Here is a 22,985-nt window from a genome sequence, read left to right as displayed (position 1 = left end):
CCTCGAACCCAGGGCTTCGGACTTCGGGCCCGGGGCGAGCGCTCAGCTCGTGCCGGGCGGCACGAAGTGGCCGATCAGCAGCGCCAGGCGCTGCTCGTGTGCCTCCTCGGGCAGCCGGCCGCTGCGCATCAGGGTCACCAGGCCGTGCAGCCCGGCCCAGTACGTCTCCGTCAGCAAGCCCGTGTCCTCGCCGTCGGCCGCGATCGGCAGGACGGCCTGGAGCAGTTCGCCGAAGGCGTCCTGGAGGGCGGGCGGCGCCTCGGGGGTGGCGAAGGGCAGGTCCACGGCGAGCGTGAAGATCACGTCGTAGAGCGCGGGCCGCCGCCGGGCGAAGGCGGTGTACGCGCCGCCCACCGCCGCGAGCGCCTCGCGGGCGCTCCCGGCCGCCGTGCGCGCCGCCCGCATCTCTTCGGCCAGGTCCGCGCAGCCCTGCACCGCCACCGCCGCCATGATCGCGCCCTTGCCCTTGAAGTGGCTGTAGAGGACCGGCTGGCTGTACTCGATCTCCTCGGCGAGCCGGCGCGTGGTCACCGCGTCCCAGCCCTCCGCCTCCGCCAGTTCCCGTGCGGCCGTCACGATCAGCCGCTCGCGCTCCGCTCGTTCGCGCTCCCGGCGCGTCTGGATCGTCATGCCCGAATTCTAGCAGCGCTAGCGTTCCTGTCGACGCTCTGCTAGCTTCGCTCTCATCCCTAGCACTGCTAGAAACTCGGAAATCGGAGAGAGCCATGACCGTGACCGCGTACACCCTGGCCGTCGTGCTCAACCTGTTCTGCCTGTTTCTCGGCTACCGGTTCCTGTTCCAGCCCGCCTCCGCGGCCGCCGGCTACGGCGTCCCGGCCGACCCCGGCGGCGACGCCGGGGCCTACCTGACGATCAAGGGCCTGCGGGACGGCACCCTCGGGCTGGTCGGTCTGGCGCTGCTCGCCTTCGCGGGGGCCGGAGCCGAGGCCTGGTTCATGCTCGCCGTGGCGCTCGTGCCGCTCGGCGACACCCTGATCGTGCTGCGCAACGGCGGCACGAAGGCGGTCGCCTTCGGAATCCACTTCGCCACCGCGGTCGTCGTCCTGGTCATCGCGGGACTGCTCTTCGCGGTCTGAGGGGGCCCGAGAGCCTCCGGGGCGGCAAACCGTTTCACGGGCACGGCCCCCCGCCCCATAGGATTGGGCCAAACCACATTCACTCACCCCAGAGGATCGCTGCATGCCTGGCATCACGCGCGAGGAGGTCGCCCACCTCGCCCGGCTGGCGCGTCTGGAGCTGAAGCCCGAAGAGCTCGAGCACTTCGCGGGACAGCTGGACGACATCATCGGCGCGGTCGCACGCGTCAGTGAGGTCGCCGACCAAGACGTACCGCCGACCTCGCACCCGCTCCCGCTGACGAACGTCATGCGGGCGGACGAGGTCCGTCCGTCGCTCACCCCCGAGCAGGCGCTCTCCGGCGCCCCGGCCCAGGAGCAGCAGCGTTTCAAGGTGCCGCAGATCCTGGGGGAGGACTAACAGCCATGACGGACATCATCAAGCTCACGGCCGCCGAGACCGCTGCGAAGATCGCCTCCGGCGAGCTCACCGCGGTGCAGGTCACCGAGGCCCACCTCGCCCGCATCGAGGCCGTCGACGAGAAGGTGCACGCCTTCCTGCACGTGGACCGCGAGGGCGCCCTCGCCCAGGCCCGCGCCGTGGACGAGAAGCGCGCCAAGGGCGAGAAGCTCGGCCCGCTGGCCGGCGTGCCCCTCGCGCTGAAGGACATCTTCACCACCGAGGGCATCCCGACCACCGTCGGATCGAAGATCCTCGAGGGCTGGATCCCGCCGTACGACGCGACGCTCACCAAGCGGCTCAAGGCCGCCGACGTCGTGATCCTCGGCAAGACCAACATGGACGAGTTCGCCATGGGGTCCTCCACCGAGAACAGCGCCTACGGCCCGACCGGCAACCCCTGGGACCTCACCAAGATCCCCGGCGGCTCCGGTGGCGGTTCGTCCGCCGCGCTCGCCTCCTTCCAGGCCACGCTCGCCATCGGCACCGACACCGGCGGCTCCATCCGCCAGCCGGCCTCCGTCACCGGCACGGTCGGTGTGAAGCCGACGTACGGCGCGGTCTCCCGCTACGGCATGGTCGCCTTCTCCAGCTCCCTCGACCAGGGCGGACCCTGCGCCCGCACGGTCCTGGACGCGGCGCTGCTGCACGAGGTCATCGCCGGGCACGACCCGCTCGACTCGACCTCCATCGACGAGCCCGTCCCGGCGGTCGTCGAGGCCGCCCGCAACGGCAGCGTCGAGGGCATGCGCGTCGGCGTGGTCAAGCAGTTCCGCGGCGAGGGCTACCAGGCCGGCGTCATCCAGCGCTTCGACGAGTCCGTCGAGCTGCTGAAGGAACTGGGCGCCGAGATCGTCGAGCTGGACTGCCCGTCCTTCGACCTGGCGCTGTCGGCGTACTACCTGATCGCGCCCTCGGAGTGCTCCTCCAACCTCGCCCGCTTCGACGGCCTGCGCTACGGCCTGCGGACCGGCGACGACGGCACGCACTCCGCCGAGGAGGTCACCTCCCTCACCCGCGAGGCCGGTTTCGGCCCCGAGGTCAAGCGCCGCATCATGCTGGGCACGTACGCCCTGTCGAGCGGCTACTACGACGCCTACTACGGCAGCGCCCAGAAGGTCCGCACGCTCATCAAGCAGGACTTCGACAAGGCGTTCGAGCAGGTCGACGTGATCGTCTCCCCGACGACCCCGACCACCGCCTTCGCGATCGGCGAGCGCGCCGACGACCCGATGGCGATGTACCTCGCCGACCTGTGCACCATCCCGACCAACCTGGCGGGCAACGCGGCCATGTCGCTGCCGTGCGGTCTCGCCCCGGAGGACAACCTCCCGGTCGGCCTGCAGATCATCGCCCCCGTCATGAAGGACGACCGCCTGTACAAGGTGGGTGCCGCCGTCGAGGCCGCCTTCGTGGAAAAGTGGGGCCACCCGCTGATCGAGGAGGCTCCGTCGCTGTGAGCGCACTGTCCAAGGCCAAGGGCTTCAAGAAGTCCAAGTCCGGTCTGTACATCTCGATGGCCACGTCGGCGTTCGGCGCCGTCGGGGTCTACAAGCAGATCAAGAAGGCCCGCGGAGACAACGACACGCTGCGGCTGCTCGACGCCGTCGTGACCGGAGCCGCGGTCGTCACCAACCTGGCCATTCTCTATCGCGAGCTGAAGCAGCTGGGCGACGACGACGTTCTGCTGGGCTGAGAGGGAAGTACTCACCGTGACCACCACGACCGACCTGGTGTCGTACGAGGACGCACTCGCGTCGTACGACCCCGTCATGGGCCTCGAGGTCCATGTCGAACTCGGCACCAAGACCAAGATGTTCTGCGGCTGCTCGACCGCCCTCGGCCAGGACGCCAACACGCAGACCTGCCCGGTCTGCCTCGGCATGCCCGGCGCTCTCCCGGTCGTCAACGCGACCGGCGTCGAGTCCGCGATCAAGATCGGCCTCGCGCTGAACTGCGAGATCGCCGAGTGGTGCCGCTTCGCCCGGAAGAACTACTTCTATCCGGACATGCCGAAGAACTTCCAGACCTCCCAGTACGACGAGCCCATCGCCTTCAACGGCTACCTCGACGTGCAGCTGGAGGACGGCGAGACCTTCCGCGTGGAGATCGAGCGCGCCCACATGGAGGAGGACACCGGCAAGTCGACGCACGTCGGCGGTGCCACCGGCCGCATCCACGGCGCCTCGCACTCGCTGCTGGACTACAACCGCGCCGGCATCCCCCTCATCGAGATCGTCACCAAGCCGATCGAGGGCGCCGGCGAGCGTGCCCCGGAGGTCGCGCGGGCCTACGTCCGTGAGCTGCGCGAGCTCATCAAGGCGCTCGGCGTCTCCGAGGCCCGTATGGAGATGGGCCAGATGCGCTGCGACGTGAACCTGTCGCTGCGCCCGCACGGCCGGGAGAAGTTCGGCACGCGTTCCGAGACGAAGAACGTCAACTCGCTCCGGTCCGTGGAGCGCGCGGCCCGTTTCGAGATCCAGCGGCACGCGGCCGTGCTGTCCTCGGGCGGCACGATCATCCAGGAGACCCGCCACTTCCACGAGGACACGGGGTCGACGACCTCGGGCCGGGTGAAGGAGGAGGCCGAGGACTACCGGTACTTCCCGGAGCCCGACCTCGTCCCGGTCGCCCCGTCCCGCGCGTGGGTCGAGGAGATCCGGGCCGGGCTGCCCGAACTCCCGCTGGTCCGCCGCAGCCGGCTCCGCGAGGAGTGGGGCGTCTCCGCCACCGACATGCAGGCCATCCTCAACGCCGGTGCGCTGGAGCCCATCGTCGCCACGATCGAGGCCGGGGCCGACGCCGCCTCCGCCCGCAAGTGGTGGATGGGCGAGCTGGCCCGCAGCGCCAACGAGTCGGGCAAGGCGCTCGACGAGCTGGCGATCACGCCGGCGCAGGTCGCCCGGGTCACCGAGCTCGTCGCGAAGGGCGACCTGAACGACAAGCTGGCCCGGCAGGTCATCGAGGGCGTCCTCGCGGGCGAGGGCACCCCGGACGAGGTCGTCGACAAGCGGGGTCTGAAGGTCGTCTCCGACGAGGGCGCCCTCACCACCGCCGTCGAGGAGGCCATCGCCGGCAACCCGGGCGTCGCGGACAAGATCCGCGGCGGCAAGGTGGCCGCGGCCGGTGCACTGGTCGGTGCGGTCATGAAGGCCACCCGCGGCCAGGCAGACGCGGCCCGCGTGAAGGAACTGATCCTGGAGAAGCTGGGCGTCAGCGAGGGCTGACCCCGGCGGACCCGACGAGGGGGGATGCACCGGACCGGTGCATCCCCCCTCGTCACTCACACGCGGCGGCCGACGACGCGGGTGAAGCCCAGGACGTGGTCCACATCGGCGTGCATCAGCTCGACCGACCAGCGGGCCATGTCGGCCATGAAGTCGCTCGTGCTCTCCTCGGCGCAGACCTCGCTCCACAGCAGCCAGTCGCGCCAGCCGTCGTCGAGCCAGTCGGCCGACTCGACCTCGACGGCCCCGCTGCGGGCCCACAGCCGCCGCCACCAGGCGGGGGAGTGGAAGGCCCAGAAGCCGGGATCCTTCTCCCAGTACTCCTTCAGGTGCGCCGGCGGCTCGTCGCCCTCCGGCTCCTCCCGCAGCGCCGGCATCACGACACCGATCCGCCCGCCCGGCTTCAGCAGCCGGGTCAGGGTGGGCAGGTAGAGGTCGTTGGTGCCGAAGTACTGGTAGGCGTCGATCGAGACGATCGCGTCGAAGGTGCCCTCGCCGAACGGCAGGTCATGGGCCTCGGCGAACACGGGCAGGACCCGGTCGGCGACACCCGCCTCGGCGATGCGCCCGGCGTTGTCGTCGGGCTTGATCCACAGGTCGGCGGCGACGACCTGGACGTCGTACTCCTTGGCGAGGAAGATCGACGTCATGGCGCGGCCGCAGCCCAGGTCGAGCACCCGGGAGCCGGGGCTCAGGGTGTCGAGCCCCAGGGCGGGGGCCAGCCACTCCAGCAGCCACAGCGCGTGCGGGCCCATCTGGTTGTCGATGGTCCAGCGGGCGTCGTAGCCGTTGCTGCGGGGGTAGCCGGGGTGGCTCACACGGTCAGTGAGGGGGTCGTTCGAGGTCCGGGAAGTGATGTCCGGCATCGGTGAACGGGCTCCTTGAGTCCTTGAGGGAGAACGGGCATGCGTAGGAGCTCGGTCGGACCGTCAAACAATGCACCTGCTTCGGCCGGGCGGCGGGAGGCCGCGGGCGTTTCTCGGACCGACGGACGCTAACAGCCGGCCCGGCGGCCCCGCACCCGGTTTTCCGCGACCGGCGCGCTACCGTCTCGGCCATGAGTGGACGTCCTGATTCCGACACCGGTCCAGAGACAGCGGACTCGGAGGCGGCAGCCGAGAAGGACGCGTCCCACGCCCTCCTGGACGAGTCCGACGACCTCCTGGAGGACGCGCGCCGGGCCCGCTGGACGGCTGCGGGCACCGGCGCCGCGCTGACGCTGGCCGGTCTCGCCGCGGCGCTGCTCCGCCTCATCCGCTCCGCACCGGCACTCGTCCCGGCCGCGTACGCCGGCGGGGCCGCCGTGTGCGCCGCCGCCGCCGTGCTGGGCTCCCGCGGGCGTACCCGGAGGGCCCTGTGGCTGCTGATCGCGGGTGTGATGGTGATGGCGCTGGGGGACCAGTTCGACTGAGACCGGCCGCTGTGAATAAGCCCACGAAACCGACAAATGATCTCGTTCGTTTGTAAGAGTGGCAGCGCATTGCTCATGCGTTCTTTGCTGGCTGTTCAGTTCATGTACGACTGTTCCCGGTCAAAGATCCACACAAGGCAACCCGGGAGCACGTTTCGTGGCAGCCCTCGCCCGCTGGTGTGTCCAGCGCCGTCTGCTCAGCGTCATGCTGTGGCTCCTCGCGTTCGCGGGTGTCGCCGCGGGTGCCGCCGTCGCCGGCACCACGTACTCGAACGACTACCAGGTCCCCGGTACCGAGTCCGGCCGCGCCACCGAGCTGCTGCACGAGGGCTTCCCGCGGCTCGGCGGCGACAGCGACACCGTCGTCTGGCACACCACGTCCGGCAGCGTCCGCGCCGCCGACGTCGAGCAGACGATGACCCGCACCCTGGACCGGATCGAGAACCTGCCCGGCGTGGCCTCGGTCACCAGCCCCTACGGCGGGCCCGGCGCGGGCCGCGTCAGCGAGGACGGTCACACCGCGTACGCCTCGGTCACCTTCGACGACCAGGCCGAGAACATCGCCAAGAGCGAGGCGCAGGCCGTCGTCGACACCGCGAAGAGCGCCGAGACCGACGGGCTCCGGGTGGAGCTGGGCGGCAGCGCCGTCGCGCTCACCGAGTCCTCCGGCGGGCACGTCGCCGAGATCGTCGGCGTGATCGTCGCCGCCGTGGTGCTGTTCCTCGCCTTCGGCTCGCTCGCCGCGTCCCTGCTGCCCATCGCCACCGCCCTGGTCGGCGTCGGCACCGCCTACGCCGGGATCGTGCTGCTCGGGCACGCCATGACCGTCGCCGACTTCGCCCCCATGCTGGGCATGCTCATCGGGCTGGGCGTCGGCATCGACTACGCGCTGTTCATCGTCACCAGACACCGGCGCGGGCTGAAGCGCGGGCTGTCCGTCACCGAGGCCGCCACGAACGCCGTCGCGACCACCGGACGGGCCGTCGTCTTCGCGGGCGCGACCGTTTGCATCGCCCTGCTCGGCATGCTGATCCTGCGGCTGAGCTTCCTCAACGGCGTCGCCATAGCGGCGAGCCTCACCGTCATCCTCACCGTCGCCGCCTCCGTGACCCTGCTGCCCGCCCTGCTGTCCTTCATAGGCATGCGCGCGCTCAGCCGCCGCGAGCGCCGCCGCCTCGCGGAGCACGGGCCCGAACCCGAGCTGCCCACCGGATTCGCGGCCCGCTGGTCGGCCTTCGTGGAACGCCACCCCAAGGTGCTCGGCGCGGTCGCCCTGGTCGTCATGGGCGTCCTCGCACTGCCCACCTTCTCCCTGCACCTGGGCACCTCCGACCAGGGCAACGGCCCGAAGACCGCCACCACCCGCCAGGCCTACGACCTGCTCGCCGACGGCTTCGGCCCGGGCGTGAACGGCCCGCTCACCCTCGTCACCAAGGTCGACGGAGCCGACGACAAGCTCGCCCTGGACAACCTCGACGGCACCCTGCGCGCCACCGACGGCGTCGCCTCGGTGACCCCCGTGACCTTCGACTCCGGCGGCCACACCGCCTACCTCACCGTCGTCCCGGAGTCCTCCCCGCAGTCGCAGCACACCAGCGACCTCGTCGACCGGCTGCGCGGCGAGGTGCTGCCGCGCGCCGAGTCGGGCACCTCGCTCGATGTGCAGGTGGGCGGCATGACGGCCGGCTACGACGACTTCGCCGACGTCATCGTCTCCAAGCTGCCGGTCTTCGTCGGGGCCGTCATCGGCCTGGGCTGTCTGCTGCTCCTGCTGGCCTTCCGGTCCGTCGGCATCCCGCTGAAGGCCGCCGCGATGAACGTCGCCGCCGTGGCCTCCGCCTTCGGAGTCGTGGTCGCGATCTTCCAGTGGGGCTGGGGCAGCGAACTGCTCGGCCTGGGCAGCGCGGGGCCCATCGAACCCTTCCTGCCCGTGATCATGGTGTCGGTGCTCTTCGGCCTCTCCATGGACTACCAGGTCTTCCTGGTCAGCCGGATGTACGAGGAGTGGCTGGAGACCGGCGACAACCGGCGGGCCGTGCGCGTCGGCCTCGCCGAGACCAGCCGGGTGATCAACTCGGCGGCGGTCATCATGATCTCCGTTTTCCTGGCCTTCGTCCTCAGTGGCGACCGCGTGATCGCCATGTTCGGCATCGCCCTGGCCGCCGCCGTCGCCCTCGACGCGTTCGTCCTGCGCACCCTCCTCGTCCCGGCCCTCATGCACCTGCTCGGCGGCGCCAACTGGTGGCTGCCCCGCTGGCTGGACAAGCGCATGCCGCGCATCAGCATCGAGCCGCCCGAGAGCCGTGCCGCCCATGAGAGGCTGGCCGCCGCGACGGATGCCGAGGTGGCGGACGTCCTGGCGGAGGAGGAGCGGCAGCGGGATGTACGCGATATCCCTGGGTGACGACGCCGAGCTGAGGCCCCTGGAGCCCTGGCACGCCGGGGAGTTCCTGGCGCACCTGGAGCGGGGGCGGGAGTTCATCGGGCAGTACATCCCTTTCGGCACGACCGAGACGGACCTGCTCTCGGCCCGCGCCAAGCTCCAGCGCTACGCCGACATGCGCGCCGCCGACACGGGGTCCCTGCACGGTCTGTGGCTGGAGGGCACACTGGTGGGCGGAGTGCTGTTCCTGAACTTCGACGCGGCGACCGGCAACTGCGAGGTCGGCTGCTGGCTGGAGCCGGCCGCGACGGGCCGGGGTCTGGTCACGCGCGCGATGCGGGTCCTCATCGACTGGGCCGTCGAGCAGCGGGGCATCCACCGCGTCGAGTGGGTCGCCGCCGCCGGCAACCGGCCCAGCCTGAACGTGGCGCGCCGGCTCGGCATGACCCGTGACGGTGTGCGACGCGAGGCACACCCCTATGGTGGCGTACGGCACGATCTCGAAGTCTGGTCGGTGCTGGCGCCCGAGTGGCGCGCCGCACGCGCGCGTGCCGCTCACAACGATCATTAAGAGACTTCTCAGACAGCGACCCTACGGTGCGAGACATGGCTACGAACGCAGTGGACGAGACCGAGGCCACCAAGGCCACGACCGACGAGAAGGCGGTGGACACCACCAAGTCCGACGAGGTGCCCGAGACCGAGGTCCCGGCCGCGGCCGACGACGCGCAGACCAAGGAGGAGGCACCCTCCGGCGTCGGACAGGGCGCCGCCGCCGTCGTCTCCGCCGCACTGGGCGTCGTCTCGCTCACCGGCAGCTGGATCGGCACCGTGGCCTCCGCGCGCCAGAACCTCGTCGGCCAGCTGGAGACGGCGCAGAACGCGGGCGTGGCCCAGCAGATCCAGGCGGTCTACGGCGACGCCTGGCAGACCACCGCCCTGTGGGGCGGCCTGTTCGCGCTGATCGCGCTGGTCGTCGGCGTCGTGACGCTCGCCCGGCCCGCGTTCGGCACGCCGGGCCGGATCCAGGCCCCCTGGATCAAGTCCGTCGCCTGGGCGGGAGTCGCGCTCGGCGTCATCGGCCTGTTCCTGGCCGTCCTCAAGTACACCGGCATCCTGCTCGGACTGCCGTCCGCGAGCTGAGAGCCCGCAGGTCCTGAGGGGTCTTAGGCGGTTCCGTGAGCACCTTACGGAGCGCCTGAGGCCCCTCAGTCGCGTCTAAGGCCCCCCGCGCGGTCGAAGATGCGGAACTCTCCCGATGTGGCGGCCCCACCTGGGAGACGAGAGTGAGGTCATCACGGAGAAACACTCCGTGACCGCCTCTCCTCAAGGACACACCATGTACGAGTACGAGCTCCAGCAGCTGCGCACCAACGACCTCATCCGCCGTGCCGACCACGAGCGCCTGGTCCGCGAAGCCGCCCGGGCCCGCCGCGCGGCCCGCCACGAAGCCGACCAGGACTCCGCCGAGCACGAGAGCCATAGCCGCCGCTTCCGCCGGCCGCGATCCGCCCGGACCGCGTGAACACCGGGGCGGGACCGGCAGCCGGCGTGGCCGTCACAGGAGCAGCGACCGTCGTTCGCACAGGAACGGCGGCCGCTGCTCCGGCCGTTCGACGGAAAACCGGTGCCGTGCCGTCGGACCCGCATGCGATGCTCGGGGCCGTGGAGACCAGGTCCGTGAGCCCCGTGTTCGTCGGCCGTGCCGAGGAACTGGGCACGCTGCACGACGCGCTCGTCCGCGCCTGTGAGGGCGAGCCGCAGGCACTGCTCATCGGCGGGGAGGCCGGAGTCGGCAAGACCCGCCTCGTCGAGGAGTTCGCCGCCGCCGCCCGCCGGCGCGGGGCGGTGGTCGCACTCGGCGGCTGCGTGGAGATCGGCGCCGACGGGCTGCCCTTCGCCCCTTTCTCCACCGCCCTGCGCGCCCTGCGCCGCGAACTCCCCGCCGAGCTGGCCGCCGCGGCCGCCGGCCAGGAGGAGGAACTGGCCCGGCTGCTGCCCGAGCTGGGCGAGTCCAGAGCCGGGCGGCACGACGAGGACGGCATGGCCCGCCTCTTCGAGCTCACCGCACGCCTGCTGGAGCGCGTCACCGCCGAGCACACCGTCGTCCTCGCCCTGGAGGACCTGCACTGGGCCGACGCCTCCACCCGCCACCTCCTCTCCTACCTCCTGCGCACCCTGCGCACCGGCCGCCTCGTCGTCCTCGCCACCTACCGCTCCGACGACATCCACCGCCGCCACCCGCTGCGCCCCCTGCTCGCCGAACTCGACCGGCTCCGCACGATCCGCCGCCTGGAACTCGCCCGCTTCAACCGCGACGAGGTGGGCCGCCAGGTCACCGGGATCCTCGCCCACGAGCCCGAGCCGGACCGGGTCGACGCGATCTTCGAACGCTCCGACGGCAACGCCTTCTTCGTCGAGGAACTCGCCGTCGCCGCCCACGAGGGCTGCCGGACCGGCCTGACCGACTCCCTGCGCGACCTGCTGCTCGTCCGCGTGGAAGGACTGCCGGAGTCCGCCCAGCAGGTCGCCCGCATCGTCGCCGAGGGCGGCTCCACCGTCGAGCACCGGCTGCTGGCAGCCGTCGCCCGGCTCGCCGAGGACGATCTCATCGAGGCGCTGCGGGGCGCCGTGAACGCGAGCATCCTCGCCCCCGCACCCGGCGGCGACGGCTACCGCTTCCGCCACTCCCTGGTCCGCGAGGCCGTCAGCGACGACCTGCTCCCCGGCGAACGCTCCCGCCTCAACCGCCGCTACGCCGAAGCCCTGGAGAGCGACCCGGCCCTCGTCCCCGCCGACCAGCGGGCGACCCGCCTGGCCAGCTACTGGTACCACGCCCACGACGCCGCCAAGGCCCTGCCCGCCGTCCTCGAAGCCTCTGTCGAGGCCCGCCGCCGCCACGCCTACTCCGAGCAACTCCGCCTCCTGGAACGGGCGATGGAACTGTGGGACGCCGCCCCCGACGCCGTCCGCCGGACCCTGCGCCCCGTGGACTACGCCGAGGTCTATCCGCCCTGCGGCTGCGACCCGGCCACCACCGCGCTGCGCTACCTGGATCTGCTGGCCGAGGCGGCCGTCGCCGGACGGCTCTGCGGGGAGCGGGAACGCGCCCTGAAGATCACCAAGCGGGCGCTGCGCCTGCTGGAGGACGACGACGATGCTCCCCCAAGCTCTCAACTGCGTTCGAGCAGGGGGGACCCCCACCGCGCCGCCTGGTTCTGGATCCAGCGCTCCCGGCTGGTGCAGGGACTGGCCCGGGGCGACGGCTGGAAGGAGATCGCCACCGCCCAGGAGCTCGTCCGTGGTCTGCCGCCGTCCGAGGTGCACGCCGAGGTGCTGGCCACGGCCGCCCACTGGTCGATGCTGCACGAACCCGGCCCGGACGCCTTGACCGCCGCCGAACGGGCCGTCGAGTACGCGCGCATGGTCGGCGCCGACGACATCGAGTCCAACGCCCGGCTCACCCTCGGCGGGCTCATGGTCGACGCCGGGCAGATCGACGCCGGGCTCGGCCACATGTACGACGTCAGGGACGAGGTGGTCGCCCGTCGCCTCGCGGCGGTCGTGGGCCGCAGCCATGTGAACCTGCCCTCGGTCCTCGAAGGCGTCGGCCGCTCCGAGGAATCCGTCGGCATCCTGCGCGAGGGCCTGCGGCTCACGGGGACGATGGGCCTGCGGGACGCCGAGGCCTGGGTCTGGAGCAACCTCGCCGAGTCGCTCATCTCCCTCGGCCGCTGGGACGAGGCCGCCGACGCCGCCGCCAACGCCCAGCGGCGGGGCCAGACGGCGGGTCCGCACGGGTCCGGCGCCAACTGCCTGGCCTACCTGGCGCTCGCGCGCGGGCAGGTGCCCGACGCCGCCCGGTATCTGGCCCAGGGCCGCGCCGCCTACGGTCCGCACGACCCCATGCCGCAGCACGACCTGCCGATCTCCTGGCTCACCATCGCGCTCGCCGCCGCCGAGGGCCGCCTGGCCGACGCCCGCGCCGAACTGGCCCGCACCCTGGAATCCGGCTTCCCGCTCGGCACCCAGCGCTACGCCTGGCCGCTGCTGCTCCAGGCGGCCACCGCCGAGGCCGACGCCCGGGCGCTGCCCGCCGCCCGCGACGGCCGCGAGCAGGTCCTGGACGGCATACGCTCCACCGCCAAGCGCCTCACCACCCACGCCCCCGTCTGGCTCGCCCACGAGCAGTGGGTGCGCGCCGAACTCCACCGCGCCGAGGGCCTGAGCACCCCGGACATCTGGTCGGAGGTGGTCACCGCCTTCGAACCCCTGAGCCGGCCCTACGACCTCGCCCGCGTCCGGTACCGCCTGGCCGAGTCCCTGCTGACGTGCTCCGGCGAGGACGAGCGCGAGCGCGTCACGGAACTGCTCCGCCTCGCCCACACCGTCGCCCGCCACCTCGGCGCCCGGCCGCTCGCCGACGCCGCCACCGCACTCGGCCGGCGCGCCCGCCTCCCGCTCACGCCCGCCACGCAACCCGGCCCCGCACCGGCCGACCCCGCCGAGGCCCTCGGCCTCACCAGCCGGGAACGGGACGTCCTGCGCCTGGTCGCCGCCGGCCACACCAACCGCCGCATCGCCCAGGAGCTGTTCATCTCCCCGAAGACCGCGAGTGTGCACGTCTCCAACATCCTGGGGAAGCTCGGCGTCTCCGGGCGGGGCGAGGCGGCGGCGGTGGCGCACCGGCTGGGGCTGTTCCCGGCCGAAATGCTCATGCCCGGTCCGGCGGGCTGAGGCATACGCTGTAAGGGACGCCGCGGATGACGTGAAGCCCGCGGCCCAGGGAGGCACCCGTTGTTCAACATGTTCGAGGAGCTGTTCTCGCCCGGGCGCAAGCACACCCGCGACGAGCAGAACCGCCTGGAACTGACCCGTGAGGACGTCGGGGACGGCGATCCCGGACGCGGACCGATAGATCTCGCGTCCGGAAAGGTCGTCGTACGCCCGCCCGACGAGGAGCAGGACACCCCCGGCAGCTAGGGGGAGTCGCTACGTCACTCGCAGTTCCAGGATCCGGTCGTCCCCGTCCTTCGGGCTGCCCCGGCCGTCCGTGTTGCTGGTCACCAGCCACAGCCGGTCGCCGCCCGCCGGCACCACCGTGCGCAGCCGGCCGTACTCGCCCTCCAGGAAGGCCTGCGGTTCGGCCGAGGCCTCCGTGCCGTTCAGCGGGATGCGCCAGAGCCGCTTGCCGCGCAGGCCCGCCATCCAGATCGAGCCCTCGGCGTAGGCGATGCCGCTGGGGGAGGCCTCGGCCGTCGTCCACTGGTCGATCGGGTTGTGGAACTGCTTGTCGCCGGACCGGCCCTCGGCCTCCGGCCAGCCGTAGTTGTCGCCCGGCTTGATCGCGTTGAGCTCGTCCCAGGTGTCCTGCCCGAACTCCGAGGCGAACAGCCGCTGCTTGCCGTCCCAGGCCAGCCCCTGCACGTTGCGGTGGCCGTACGAGTACACCGGCGAGTCCGGGAAGGGGTTGCCCGGCGCCGGCTCGCCCTCCGGCGTCAGGCGCAGGATCTTGCCGCCCACGGAGTCCTTGTCCTGGGACAGACCGGTGTCGCCGCTCTCGCCCGTGCCCACGTAGAGCATCTTGTCGGGGCCGAACCGGATGCGGCCGCCGTTGTGGATGAAGCCCTTGGGGATGCCCTTGTAGACGGTGTCGGGCGCGCCGAGCTGCTCGCCGGCCGGCTTCTGCTCGTCGTAGATCATGCGGACGATGCGGTTGTCGGAGGCCGAGGTGAAGTAGGCGTAGACCATGTGGTCCGAGGCGTAGTCGGGGGACAGGGCGATCCCGAGGAGGCCGCCCTCGCCGGCCGCCGAGACCCCCGGCACCTCGCCCAGTTCGGTCTTCTTGCCGGTCTTCTCGTCGACGCGGACGATCGTCCCGTCGTCCCGGGAGGAGACGAGCAGGCCACCGCCCGGCAGCGGAGCGAGCCCCCAGGGGGAGTCCAGGCCCTCGGCAACGGTGCGGACCACCTTCACCGAACCCTTGGCCGCAGGCGTCTCCTCGGCGGCCTGCCCCGGCGGCGCGGACGACCCGGGTGCCGTACGGCTCGGGGAGGCGCTCGTCTGCTTGCCGGACGAGCCTCCGCTGTCGGAGGAACAGCCGGCCGTCAGCAGGAGCGCGGCGGCGGCCAGCACGGCCGGGACGGCTCGACGTTGCACGATCATGGTCCCTTCGACGGGGCGGGTCCTCTCCCTGTCATACACCGCTCGCGGCTCCCAGGTTCCCGATCACGGAAACGCCCGACCGGGAAGGACGGGGTTTGCCCGAAACGCACCGGAGGGGGAACCGGGGCTCAGTCCCAGGACCCCTGGGCCGGCGGCAGCCCGGCTATCTCCTTGAGGTCGTCGGGGGTCAGGCGCACCGCCGTCGCGGCCGTGTTCTCCGTGACCCAGCGCTCCTGTTTCGCGCCCGGGACCGGGACGACGTGCGGGCCCTGGGCCAGCACCCACGCGAGGGCCACCTGTCCGGGGGTGACGTCGGTGCCGTGCCGGCGGGCGACGCGGCGCAGGCCCGCGACGACCGGCTGGTTCGCGGCCATCATCTCGGCCGTGAAGCGGGGGTGCCGGGCACGCGGGTCGTCCGCCTCGAAGCCGGCGCCGGGCCGCAGCCTGCCGGTCAGGAAGCCGTTGCCGAGCGGCATCGCGGCGAGGAAACCGACGCCCCGCGTCCGGCACCAGGGCAGCAGGGTCTCCAGCGCCTCCGGCGACCACACCGACAGCTCCGCCTCGACCGCGCTCACCGGGAAGACCTGCTGCACCCGCTCCAGCTGCCGGATCGTCCCGTCGTGCAGCCGGGCCCCGGACCGGCGGCCGGCCCGGGCGCCCACCGCGCACAGGCCCAGCGCCCGTACCTTCCCGGCCTGGACGAGCTCCGCCATCGCGCCCCAGGTCTCCTCGACCGGCACCTCGGGGTCGGCCCGGTGCAGCTGGTAGAGGTCGATGACGTCCGTCTGGAGCCGGCGCAGCGACGCGTCACAGGCGCGCTTCACATACCCGGGGCGGCCGTTGGCGACGATGTGCTGGTCGCCCACGAGCAGCCCGACCTTCGTCGACACGAACGCGTCGGACCGCCGCTCCTTCAACGCCCGCCCCAGCAGCAGCTCGTTGGTGAAGGGGCCGTACATGTCGGCCGTGTCCAGCAGGGACGCACCCAGGTCGAGCGCCCGGTGCACCGCCCTGAGCGACTCGTCGCCGCGCCGCCTCGACGCGCTGTAGGCCCAGCTCATCGGCATGCACCCGAGTCCGACGGCCCCCACCGCGAGCGCCGCCGCGCCGATCGTCCTGCGCTCCACCTGGTCGTGACCCTCCCTGTTCGAGCCACCCCAACCTAACCTCTGCCGTCGCACGCTCCTGACATAGCCTCCAGAGCATGACTGCTGACGTGTGGCTGCCCATCCCGCCGGACGAGATCGAGGGACTCCCCGAGGGCCCGGAGTACCGCTTCTGGAACGGCGCGGAGGAGTTCCCCGCGGACCCGGCCGACTGCGCCTTCTACGTCGTCCCCTACATGAAGCCCAGCCCGCTGTGCGTGCGTCCCCTGGGGCGGATGAGCAACGTGCAGGTCGTGCAGACCCTCTCCGCCGGGATCGACCACGTCGAGCCGGGCCTCGGTCGGCTGCCGGCGGGCGTGCGGCTGTGCAATGCGCGCGGGGTGCACGAGGCCAGCACCGGCGAGCTCACCCTCGCGCTGATCCTGGCCTCGCTGCGCGGGATCCCCGACTTCGTCCGTGCGCAGGACCGGGGGGAGTGGCTCGGAGGGTTCCGTCCGGCGCTCGCCGACAAGAACGTCCTCATCGTGGGGTACGGCTCGATCGGCGAGGCCATCGAGGACCGGCTCGTTCCGTTCGAGGTGGCGCGGGTGGCGCGCGTCGCGCGCTCCGAGCGCACCACGGCGCGCGGTCCGGTGCATCCGCTCACCGAACTCCCCGCGCTGCTGCCGCAGGCGGATGTCGTCATCCTGTCCACCCCGCTCAACGAAACCACCCGTGGCCTGGCCGGAGCCGACTTCCTGTCCCGCATGAAGGACGGCGCGCTCCTCGTCAACGTCGCCCGCGGCCCGGTCGTCGACACCAAGGCCCTGCTCGCCGAGTTGGAGACCGGCCGCATCACCGCCGCCCTCGACGTCACCGACCCGGAGCCGCTGGCGCGCGAACACCCCCTGTGGCGTGCGCCGGGGGTACTCATCAGCCCCCACGTCGGCGGACCCACCTCCGCGTTCCTTCCGCGCGCCAAGCGGCTCCTGGTGGACCAGTTGAACCGTTATGTGAACCGGGAGCCGCTCCGCAACGTGATCCTCACGACGGGTGCATCAACCGGCTGAGAGACCTTCGAGCACCGTCCGCAATCCTTCAGGTGCGGTGGGTACTCATATATCTGTTGATCGTCACGGAGCGTAGAGAACCTATGTCCCTGAGTGACGAGACTGGTGTATCGTCCCGACAGGGGCTGCGCCGGGGACCGTTCGGCGCCGGGGACGGACAGTTCGGACTGTGAGGGGGGCGACAGGCGATGCACGGCCTATGGACGAGCGATCCGACGGGGCGGGACTGCCGGCGGCGACCCGGGCGGACGGCCGCGGGCAGACGCGGTCAGCACGCCGAACACCACGCCGAACACAGCCATCACCGCCGCAGGCCCGGCAGTCGCAGAAGGCATGACCGGCCGGTCCACCGGGGCCCGGGAGCGGCGCGGACCGGGAGGGCCCGGTGAGCGCGCCCCCCACCCCCACGCTGGACGGAGCGCTGCGGGCACAGCCTCCGTCCCCGGGCGCGCTGCTGCCTCGCACGCCGGGTCCCGGCCGCCGGCCGGGCCTGGCCCTCCAACTCGTCCTCGCCCTGGCCTGCTCGGGATACGCCGTCGGTGCCGCGTTCGGCTGGGGTTCGTACGAAGTGGCCCTGTTCATGGGTGACTTCGGGCTGAGCGCCGCAGCCGGCACCGCCGCCGTCTCGTGCTTCCTCTACGCCCGCAGCCGCCGCACCCGCTTTCGGCCCGCCTGGCTGCTGTTCGGCCTCTCCTCGGCCATGGCCTCCCTGGGCAACCTGGTCTGGGGGTGGTACGAGGTGGTCCTCGGACTGCCCGTGCCCAGCCCCAGCTACGCCGACCTGTTCTTCCTCTGCTTCGCGCCCCCCGCGATCGTCGGGCTGCTCGTGCTCGCCAAGCGGCCGGTGACCAAGGCCGGCTGGGTCTGCCTGGGCCTCGACGCCTGGCTGATCGGCGGATCGCTGCTGACGCTGGCCTGGAGCCTCGCCCTCGCCCAGGCCGCGAAGTCCGAAGGGCCCGGCGTGGCGCACATCGCGCTGTCGCTGGCGTACCCCTTGCTCGACATCGCGCTGGTCAGCATGGTGCTCGCCCTGCACTTCCGGCGGTCCGCGGTGAACCGCTCCGCGGTCAACACCGCCATCGGCGCGCTCGCGCTGACCGTGATGTGCGACGCCCTGTTCACCTCGCCGCTCATGCACCACGACTACCGCTCCGGGCAGCTGCTCGACGCGGGCTGGTTCGCGGGCTCGCTGCTCCTGGCGTACGCCCCCTGGGCCGCGCCCCGCGCGGAGGGCGACCGGTCGGGCCCCGACCGGCACGCCGGCACGGGCCGTACCCGGGTGGTCCACGAGCACGTGCCGGGGCAGCGCAGCGGACCCAACCACCAGGCGGCCCTGCCCGGCGCCGAGCACAGCCGGTACCCGGCCGCCCGGCCCATCGCCGGCTCCCTGGCCGCCCTCACGCCGTATCTCGCGGCCGCCGTGTGCACGCTGGGGATCCTCTACAACGTCCTCAACGGCCGCAGTGTCGACCGCGTGGTCCTGCTGACCGGGGGCACGGTGGTGCTCGCGCTCGTCGTGCGCCAGGGGATCATGCTGCTCGACAACATCACCCTCACCCAGGAACTGGCGCAGAAGGAGAACCACTTCCGCTCCCTGGTGCAGGGCTCCAGCGACGTCATCATGATCGCCGCACCCAGCGGCGTCCTGAGGTACGTCTCCCCGGCCGCCGCCGGTGTGTACGGCCGCTCGGCGGAGGAGCTGGTGGGTACGGAACTGGCCAACCTCATCCACCCCGAGGACCTGGGCTGCGTCGTGCACGAGGTGCGCAGGTTCCTCGCCGCCAACCCGGTCGAGGAACCCACCACCCGCATCGAGTGCCGCTTCCGCTCGGGCGACGGGGGCTGGCTGAACGTCGAGTCGACCGTCAACCGCCATCACGGCGGCCTCATCTTCAACAGCCGAGACGTGACCGAACGGGTGCGGCTCCAGGCCCAGTTGCAGCACAACGCCGAGCACGACCCGCTCACGGACCTGCCCAACCGCGCCCTGTTCACCAAGCGCGTCCAGCACGCCCTCTCGGGCCGCCGCGCCTCAGACCGGGGCGTGGCCCTGCGCAACACGGCGGTGCTGTTCATCGACCTCGACGGCTTCAAGGCCGTCAACGACACCATCGGGCACCAGGCCGGGGACGAACTGCTCGTCCAGGCCGCTCGCAGGCTCCAGGACTCCGTCCGGCACGGAGACACCGCCTCCCGGCTCGGCGGCGACGAGTTCGCGGCCCTGATCGCCGGGGACAACACCCGGGACCGGGACGCCCGGGAGCGGCACATACTGGAGCTCGCCGACCGGCTCAGGACGACGCTGTCCCAGCCCTACCTCATCGACGGCAACGATGTCCGTGTCAACGCCTCCATCGGCGTGGCCTTCGCGGAATCCGGCCTCGGTGCCGGCGAACTGCTGCGCAACGCCGACCTGGCCATGTACCGCGCCAAGGCCGGCGGCAAGGGGCGCGTCGAGCTGTACAAGCCGCAGATGCAGCAGGACGTCGTCCGCAAGGCCGAGCTCGCCACCCGCCTGCGGGCCGCCCTGCACGACGGGGAGTTCGCCCTGCTGCACCAGCCGGTGGTGTCCCTGGAGGATGGCCGGATCGCATCGGTGTCCGCGCAAGCGCGCTGGCGCTCCTCGCAAGGGGTGCTCTTCACCCCGGCGGAGTTCCTGCGGGTGGCCGAGGACAGCGACAAGACCGCCGAGCTGGGCCGCTGGATGATCGAGGAGGCCGTCGAGCAGGCCGCCGAGCGGCACGCCACCGGGCTGTCCGTGCCGGTCGTCGTGCGGATGAGCGCCCGCAGGCTGCTGGACCGCTCGATGCCGCTCGGCACGATCGAGGCGCTGCTCACGCGGCACGGGCTGCCGTCCGGGTCGCTGATCATCGAGCTGTCGGACGCCGACCCCAGGGTCTCGCTGGACGAGCTGGAGCGGCGCCTGGGCGCCCTGCGGCGGGTCGGCGTACGGATCGCGCTCGACGGGTTCGGCAGCGGCTACGCGGCGATCACGGCCCTCAGGCGCCTGCCCGTCGACGTCCTGAAGCTCGACCGCGGTCTGGTCGAGGGCGTCGTCGAGTCCGCCCGCCTGCACAAGATCACCAGTGGGCTGCTGCGCATCGCGGGCGACCTCGGGCTGAAGTCCGTGGCCGAGGGAGTGGATCTGCCCGAGCAGGTCGTCGCCCTGCGCGCGATGGGCTGCACGCACGGGCAGGGCATGGCGTTCTCCGGGCCGCTCGACGAGTACCGGCTGCGCCGCGCGCTCGCCGTCGGCCACTATCCGGTGCCGAACGGACCGGCCGAACCGGCGTTAGTGGGCGGCTCCCCGCGGCTGTACAGCTCGGGTGTGTCCGCCGTCATCGGAGGCGGCACGGCCCTGCGCTCACATAATGAGACTCCCGTCCCACCCACTTGACAGTGAGTGCGTGCCGGGGGGAGGGTCAGTGCCATGCGCACCCGAATTCTCGTACTTGGAAGGCGCGTCGGCTGACGCTGAGCCTCGACCGCTCAGCGACCCCACCCGGCGCGCTCCCCTCGCTTGCCTTATGGCACGAGGGGTTTTTTGTTGCACAGGCACCCTTCGTGCAGCAGCCGAATACCGTACAAACCTCGCAAAACACCCTCAGCATCTGAGAAGAGAATGCCGATGACCGAGCAGGCCACCGGGGCCCACCACCCGCAGCCCCGGCCCCGATCCGGAGGACACTCCGCCCCCGAGCAGGTGACGGGCGCGCAGTCCCTCATCCGCTCTCTCGAGGAGGTCGGCGCCGACACGGTATTCGGCATTCCCGGCGGTGCGATCCTCCCGGCCTACGACCCGCTGATGGACTCCACCAGGGTGCGCCACGTCCTGGTCAGGCACGAGCAGGGCGCCGGTCACGCCGCCACCGGCTACGCCCAGGCCACCGGCAAGGTCGGCGTCTGCATGGCCACCTCCGGGCCCGGCGCCACCAACCTGGTCACCCCGATCGCCGACGCGCACATGGACTCCGTGCCGCTGGTCGCGATCACCGGCCAGGTGGCGTCCAAGGCGATCGGCACGGACGCCTTCCAGGAGGCGGACATCGTCGGCATCACCATGCCGATCACCAAGCACAACTTCCTCGTCACCAAGGCCGAGGACATCCCGCGGATCATCGCCCAGGCGTTCCACATCGCCTCCACCGGCCGTCCCGGCCCGGTTCTGGTCGACATCGCCAAGGACGCCCTCCAGGCGAAGACCACCTTCTCCTGGCCGCCCACCATGGACCTGCCCGGCTACCGACCGGTGACCAAGCCGCACGCCAAGCAGATCCGCGAGGCCGCCAAGCTGATCACCGCCGCCAAGCGGCCCGTCCTCTACGTCGGCGGCGGTGTCATCAAGGCACACGCCACCGCCGAGCTCAAGGTCCTCGCCGAGCTCACCGGAGCGCCCGTCACCACCACCCTGATGGCGCTCGGCGCATTCCCCGACAGTCACCCGCTGCACGTGGGAATGCCGGGCATGCACGGTGCGGTCACCGCCGTCACCGCGCTGCAGAAGGCCGACCTGATCGTCGCCCTCGGCGCCCGCTTCGACGACCGCGTCACCGGCAAGCTGGACAGCTTCGCGCCGTTCGCCAAGATCGTCCACGCGGACATCGACCCGGCCGAGATCGGCAAGAACCGCGCCGCCGACGTGCCGATCGTCGGTGACGCCCGCGAGGTCATCGCCGACCTGATCCAGGCCGTCCAGAAGGAGCACAGCGAGGGCCACCAGGGCGACTACAGCGCCTGGTGGAAGGACCTGAGCCGCTGGCGCGACACCTACCCGCTCGGCTACGACCAGCCCGAGGACGGCTCGCTCTCCCCGCAGCACGTCATCGAGCGCATCGGACAGCTCGCTCCCGAGGGCACGATCTTCGCGGCGGGCGTCGGCCAGCACCAGATGTGGGCCGCCCACTTCATCGAGTACGACAAGCCGGCCACCTGGCTGAACTCCGGCGGCGCCGGAACCATGGGCTACGCCGTCCCGGCCGCCATGGGCGCCAAGGCCGGCGCGCCCGAGCGGGCCGTCTGGGCGATCGACGGCGACGGCTGCTTCCAGATGACCAACCAGGAGCTCACCACCTGCGCCCTGAACAACATCCCGATCAAGGTCGCCGTCATCAACAACGGCGCCCTCGGGATGGTCCGCCAGTGGCAGACCCTCTTCTACAACCAGCGGTACTCCAACACCGTGCTGCACTCCGGTCCGGACGACGTGAACCCGGAGGCCCGCGGCACCCGCGTCCCCGACTTCGTGAAGCTGTCGGAGGCCATGGGCTGCTACGCGATCCGCTGCGAATCCCCGGACGACCTCGACAAGGTCATCGAGGAGGCGAACTCGATCAACGACCGCCCGGTCGTCGTCGACTTCATCGTCCACGAGGACGCGATGGTCTGGCCGATGGTCGCCGCCGGCACCTCCAACGACGAGATCATGGCCGCCCGGGACGTCCGCCCCGACTTCGGCGACAACGAAGACGACTGAGCGAGAGAGACGTAAAAGATCATGTCCAAGCACACGCTCTCCGTCCTGGTGGAGAACACCCCCGGCATCCTCGCCCGGATCGCCGCCCTGTTCTCCCGCCGCGGCTTCAACATCGACTCCCTCGCGGTGGGCGTCACCGAGCACCCCGACATCTCCCGCATCACCATCGTCGTCGGCGTGGAGGACCTGCCGCTGGAGCAGGTGACCAAGCAGCTCAACAAGCTCGTCAACGTGCTGAAGATCGTCGAGCTGGAGCCGTCGCAGGCGGTGCAGCGCGAACTCGTCCTGGTGAAGGTGCGCGCCGACAACGAGACGCGCTCCCAGATCGTCGAGATCGTCCAGCTGTTCCGCGCCAAGACCGTCGACGTCTCCCCGGAGGCCGTCACCATCGAGGCCACCGGGTCCGGCGAGAAGCTGACCGCGATGCTCAAGATGCTGGAGCCGTACGGCATCAAGGAGCTCGTCCAGTCCGGCACGATCGCGATCGGCCGTGGCGCACGATCCATCACGGACCGGTCGCTGCGCGCCCTGGACCGGTCGGCGTAAGACCCGAAACGGGCGGTCGGCGCGCCGTCGGCCGCCCGTATTCCGAGACCCTGAGACTTCCCTTCCGCCCCCCGTCATACGGTGGGACG

The 22,985-nt window shown here is 71.6% G+C and carries 20 protein-coding genes; 16 read left to right on the top strand and 4 right to left on the bottom strand.

Going from position 1 to position 22,985, the window contains the following annotated elements; genetic code table 11:
- Positions 1-42: 42 nt before the first annotated feature.
- Positions 43-630: a TetR/AcrR family transcriptional regulator gene (locus IE153_RS15445; protein WP_189590274.1), complete on the bottom strand. Its 588-nt coding sequence runs from the start codon at positions 628-630 to the stop codon at positions 43-45.
- Positions 631-725: 95 nt separating this feature from the next.
- Here IE153_RS15445 and IE153_RS15440 point away from each other — a divergent pair, with 95 nt between their 5' ends.
- The 5 genes from IE153_RS15440 (at position 726) to gatB (ending at position 4,763) form a co-directional block, all read left to right on the top strand.
- Entirely contained in the window at positions 726-1,097 is a 372-nt protein-coding gene (locus IE153_RS15440; protein WP_031107477.1) for a DUF4267 domain-containing protein, read from the top strand.
- Between the two features lie 103 nt (positions 1,098-1,200).
- Positions 1,201-1,497, top strand: coding sequence for an Asp-tRNA(Asn)/Glu-tRNA(Gln) amidotransferase subunit GatC (gene gatC, locus IE153_RS15435; protein WP_007384860.1), 297 nt, complete (start codon positions 1,201-1,203; stop codon positions 1,495-1,497).
- A gap of 5 nt (positions 1,498-1,502) precedes the next feature.
- Positions 1,503-2,996, top strand: coding sequence for an Asp-tRNA(Asn)/Glu-tRNA(Gln) amidotransferase subunit GatA (gene gatA / locus IE153_RS15430; RefSeq protein ID WP_189590273.1), 1,494 nt, complete (start codon positions 1,503-1,505; stop codon positions 2,994-2,996).
- A complete protein-coding gene (locus IE153_RS15425; protein WP_030851407.1) occupies positions 2,993-3,232 on the top strand; it encodes a hypothetical protein in 240 nt (79 codons plus the stop codon). Before gatA ends, IE153_RS15425 begins: the two co-directional genes overlap by 4 nt.
- Before the next feature lie 16 nt (positions 3,233-3,248).
- Complete coding sequence (gene gatB, locus IE153_RS15420; RefSeq protein WP_189590272.1) at positions 3,249-4,763, top strand: Asp-tRNA(Asn)/Glu-tRNA(Gln) amidotransferase subunit GatB; 1,515 nt, start codon at positions 3,249-3,251, stop codon at positions 4,761-4,763.
- Positions 4,764-4,819: 56 nt separating this feature from the next.
- On the opposite strand, the gene IE153_RS15415 is transcribed toward gatB, so the two are convergent.
- The gene (locus IE153_RS15415) at positions 4,820-5,629 is read right to left on the bottom strand and encodes an SAM-dependent methyltransferase (protein ID WP_189590271.1); all 810 of its coding nucleotides are present in this window, start codon (positions 5,627-5,629) and stop codon (positions 4,820-4,822) included.
- 191 nt (positions 5,630-5,820) lie between these two features.
- On the opposite strand from IE153_RS15415, the gene IE153_RS15410 reads away from it, so the two are divergent.
- The 7 genes from IE153_RS15410 to IE153_RS15380 all read left to right on the top strand — a co-directional run bounded on the left by IE153_RS15410 (position 5,821) and on the right by IE153_RS15380 (position 13,540).
- Positions 5,821-6,174, top strand: coding sequence for a hypothetical protein (locus IE153_RS15410; RefSeq protein WP_189590270.1), 354 nt, complete (start codon positions 5,821-5,823; stop codon positions 6,172-6,174).
- A gap of 157 nt (positions 6,175-6,331) precedes the next feature.
- Positions 6,332-8,578, top strand: a complete 2,247-nt coding sequence (locus IE153_RS15405; RefSeq protein ID WP_189590269.1) for an MMPL family transporter — start codon at positions 6,332-6,334, stop codon at positions 8,576-8,578.
- Positions 8,556-9,128 carry a GNAT family N-acetyltransferase gene (locus IE153_RS15400; RefSeq protein WP_031107468.1) on the top strand — a complete coding sequence of 191 codons (573 nt, stop codon included), beginning with the start codon at positions 8,556-8,558 and terminating at the stop codon, positions 9,126-9,128. The genes IE153_RS15405 and IE153_RS15400 overlap by 23 nt, the downstream gene beginning before the upstream one ends.
- Before the next feature lie 35 nt (positions 9,129-9,163).
- Complete coding sequence (locus tag IE153_RS15395; protein ID WP_184908548.1) at positions 9,164-9,700, top strand: hypothetical protein; 537 nt, start codon at positions 9,164-9,166, stop codon at positions 9,698-9,700.
- A gap of 196 nt (positions 9,701-9,896) precedes the next feature.
- On the top strand, positions 9,897-10,082 hold the full coding sequence (locus IE153_RS15390; protein WP_189590268.1) for a hypothetical protein: 186 nt from the start codon (positions 9,897-9,899) through the stop codon (positions 10,080-10,082).
- A 128-nt stretch (positions 10,083-10,210) separates the two neighbouring features.
- Complete coding sequence (locus IE153_RS15385) at positions 10,211-13,294, top strand: helix-turn-helix transcriptional regulator (RefSeq protein WP_189590336.1); 3,084 nt, start codon at positions 10,211-10,213, stop codon at positions 13,292-13,294.
- A gap of 60 nt (positions 13,295-13,354) precedes the next feature.
- Positions 13,355-13,540, top strand: a complete 186-nt coding sequence (locus tag IE153_RS15380) for a DUF6191 domain-containing protein (protein ID WP_189590267.1) — start codon at positions 13,355-13,357, stop codon at positions 13,538-13,540.
- Positions 13,541-13,549: 9 nt separating this feature from the next.
- Here the strand turns inward: IE153_RS15380 and IE153_RS15375 are convergent, their stop codons facing one another.
- Positions 13,550-14,722 carry a PQQ-dependent sugar dehydrogenase gene (locus IE153_RS15375; RefSeq protein ID WP_189590266.1) on the bottom strand — a complete coding sequence of 391 codons (1,173 nt, stop codon included), beginning with the start codon at positions 14,720-14,722 and terminating at the stop codon, positions 13,550-13,552.
- A gap of 128 nt (positions 14,723-14,850) precedes the next feature.
- Positions 14,851-15,849 (bottom strand): aldo/keto reductase, encoded by a 999-nt coding sequence (locus tag IE153_RS15370; RefSeq protein ID WP_189590265.1) that lies wholly within the window; start codon positions 15,847-15,849, stop codon positions 14,851-14,853.
- A gap of 77 nt (positions 15,850-15,926) precedes the next feature.
- Here IE153_RS15370 and IE153_RS15365 point away from each other — a divergent pair, with 77 nt between their 5' ends.
- From IE153_RS15365 to ilvN, 4 genes are all read left to right on the top strand, one after another.
- Positions 15,927-16,877, top strand: a complete 951-nt coding sequence (locus IE153_RS15365) for a 2-hydroxyacid dehydrogenase (protein WP_189590264.1) — start codon at positions 15,927-15,929, stop codon at positions 16,875-16,877.
- 385 nt (positions 16,878-17,262) lie between these two features.
- Positions 17,263-20,274 carry a putative bifunctional diguanylate cyclase/phosphodiesterase gene (locus IE153_RS15360; protein ID WP_189590263.1) on the top strand — a complete coding sequence of 1,004 codons (3,012 nt, stop codon included), beginning with the start codon at positions 17,263-17,265 and terminating at the stop codon, positions 20,272-20,274.
- A gap of 225 nt (positions 20,275-20,499) precedes the next feature.
- Positions 20,500-22,350: an acetolactate synthase large subunit gene (locus IE153_RS15355; RefSeq protein ID WP_189590262.1), complete on the top strand. Its 1,851-nt coding sequence runs from the start codon at positions 20,500-20,502 to the stop codon at positions 22,348-22,350.
- A gap of 21 nt (positions 22,351-22,371) precedes the next feature.
- On the top strand, positions 22,372-22,896 hold the full coding sequence (gene ilvN / locus IE153_RS15350) for an acetolactate synthase small subunit (protein ID WP_003993148.1): 525 nt from the start codon (positions 22,372-22,374) through the stop codon (positions 22,894-22,896).
- Positions 22,897-22,985: the final 89 nt, after the last annotated feature.

Source organism: Streptomyces massasporeus (assembly GCF_014648995.1).
Lineage (GTDB): Bacteria > Actinomycetota > Actinomycetes > Streptomycetales > Streptomycetaceae > Streptomyces > Streptomyces massasporeus.
This window is presented reverse-complemented; position numbering and strand designations above follow the sequence as displayed.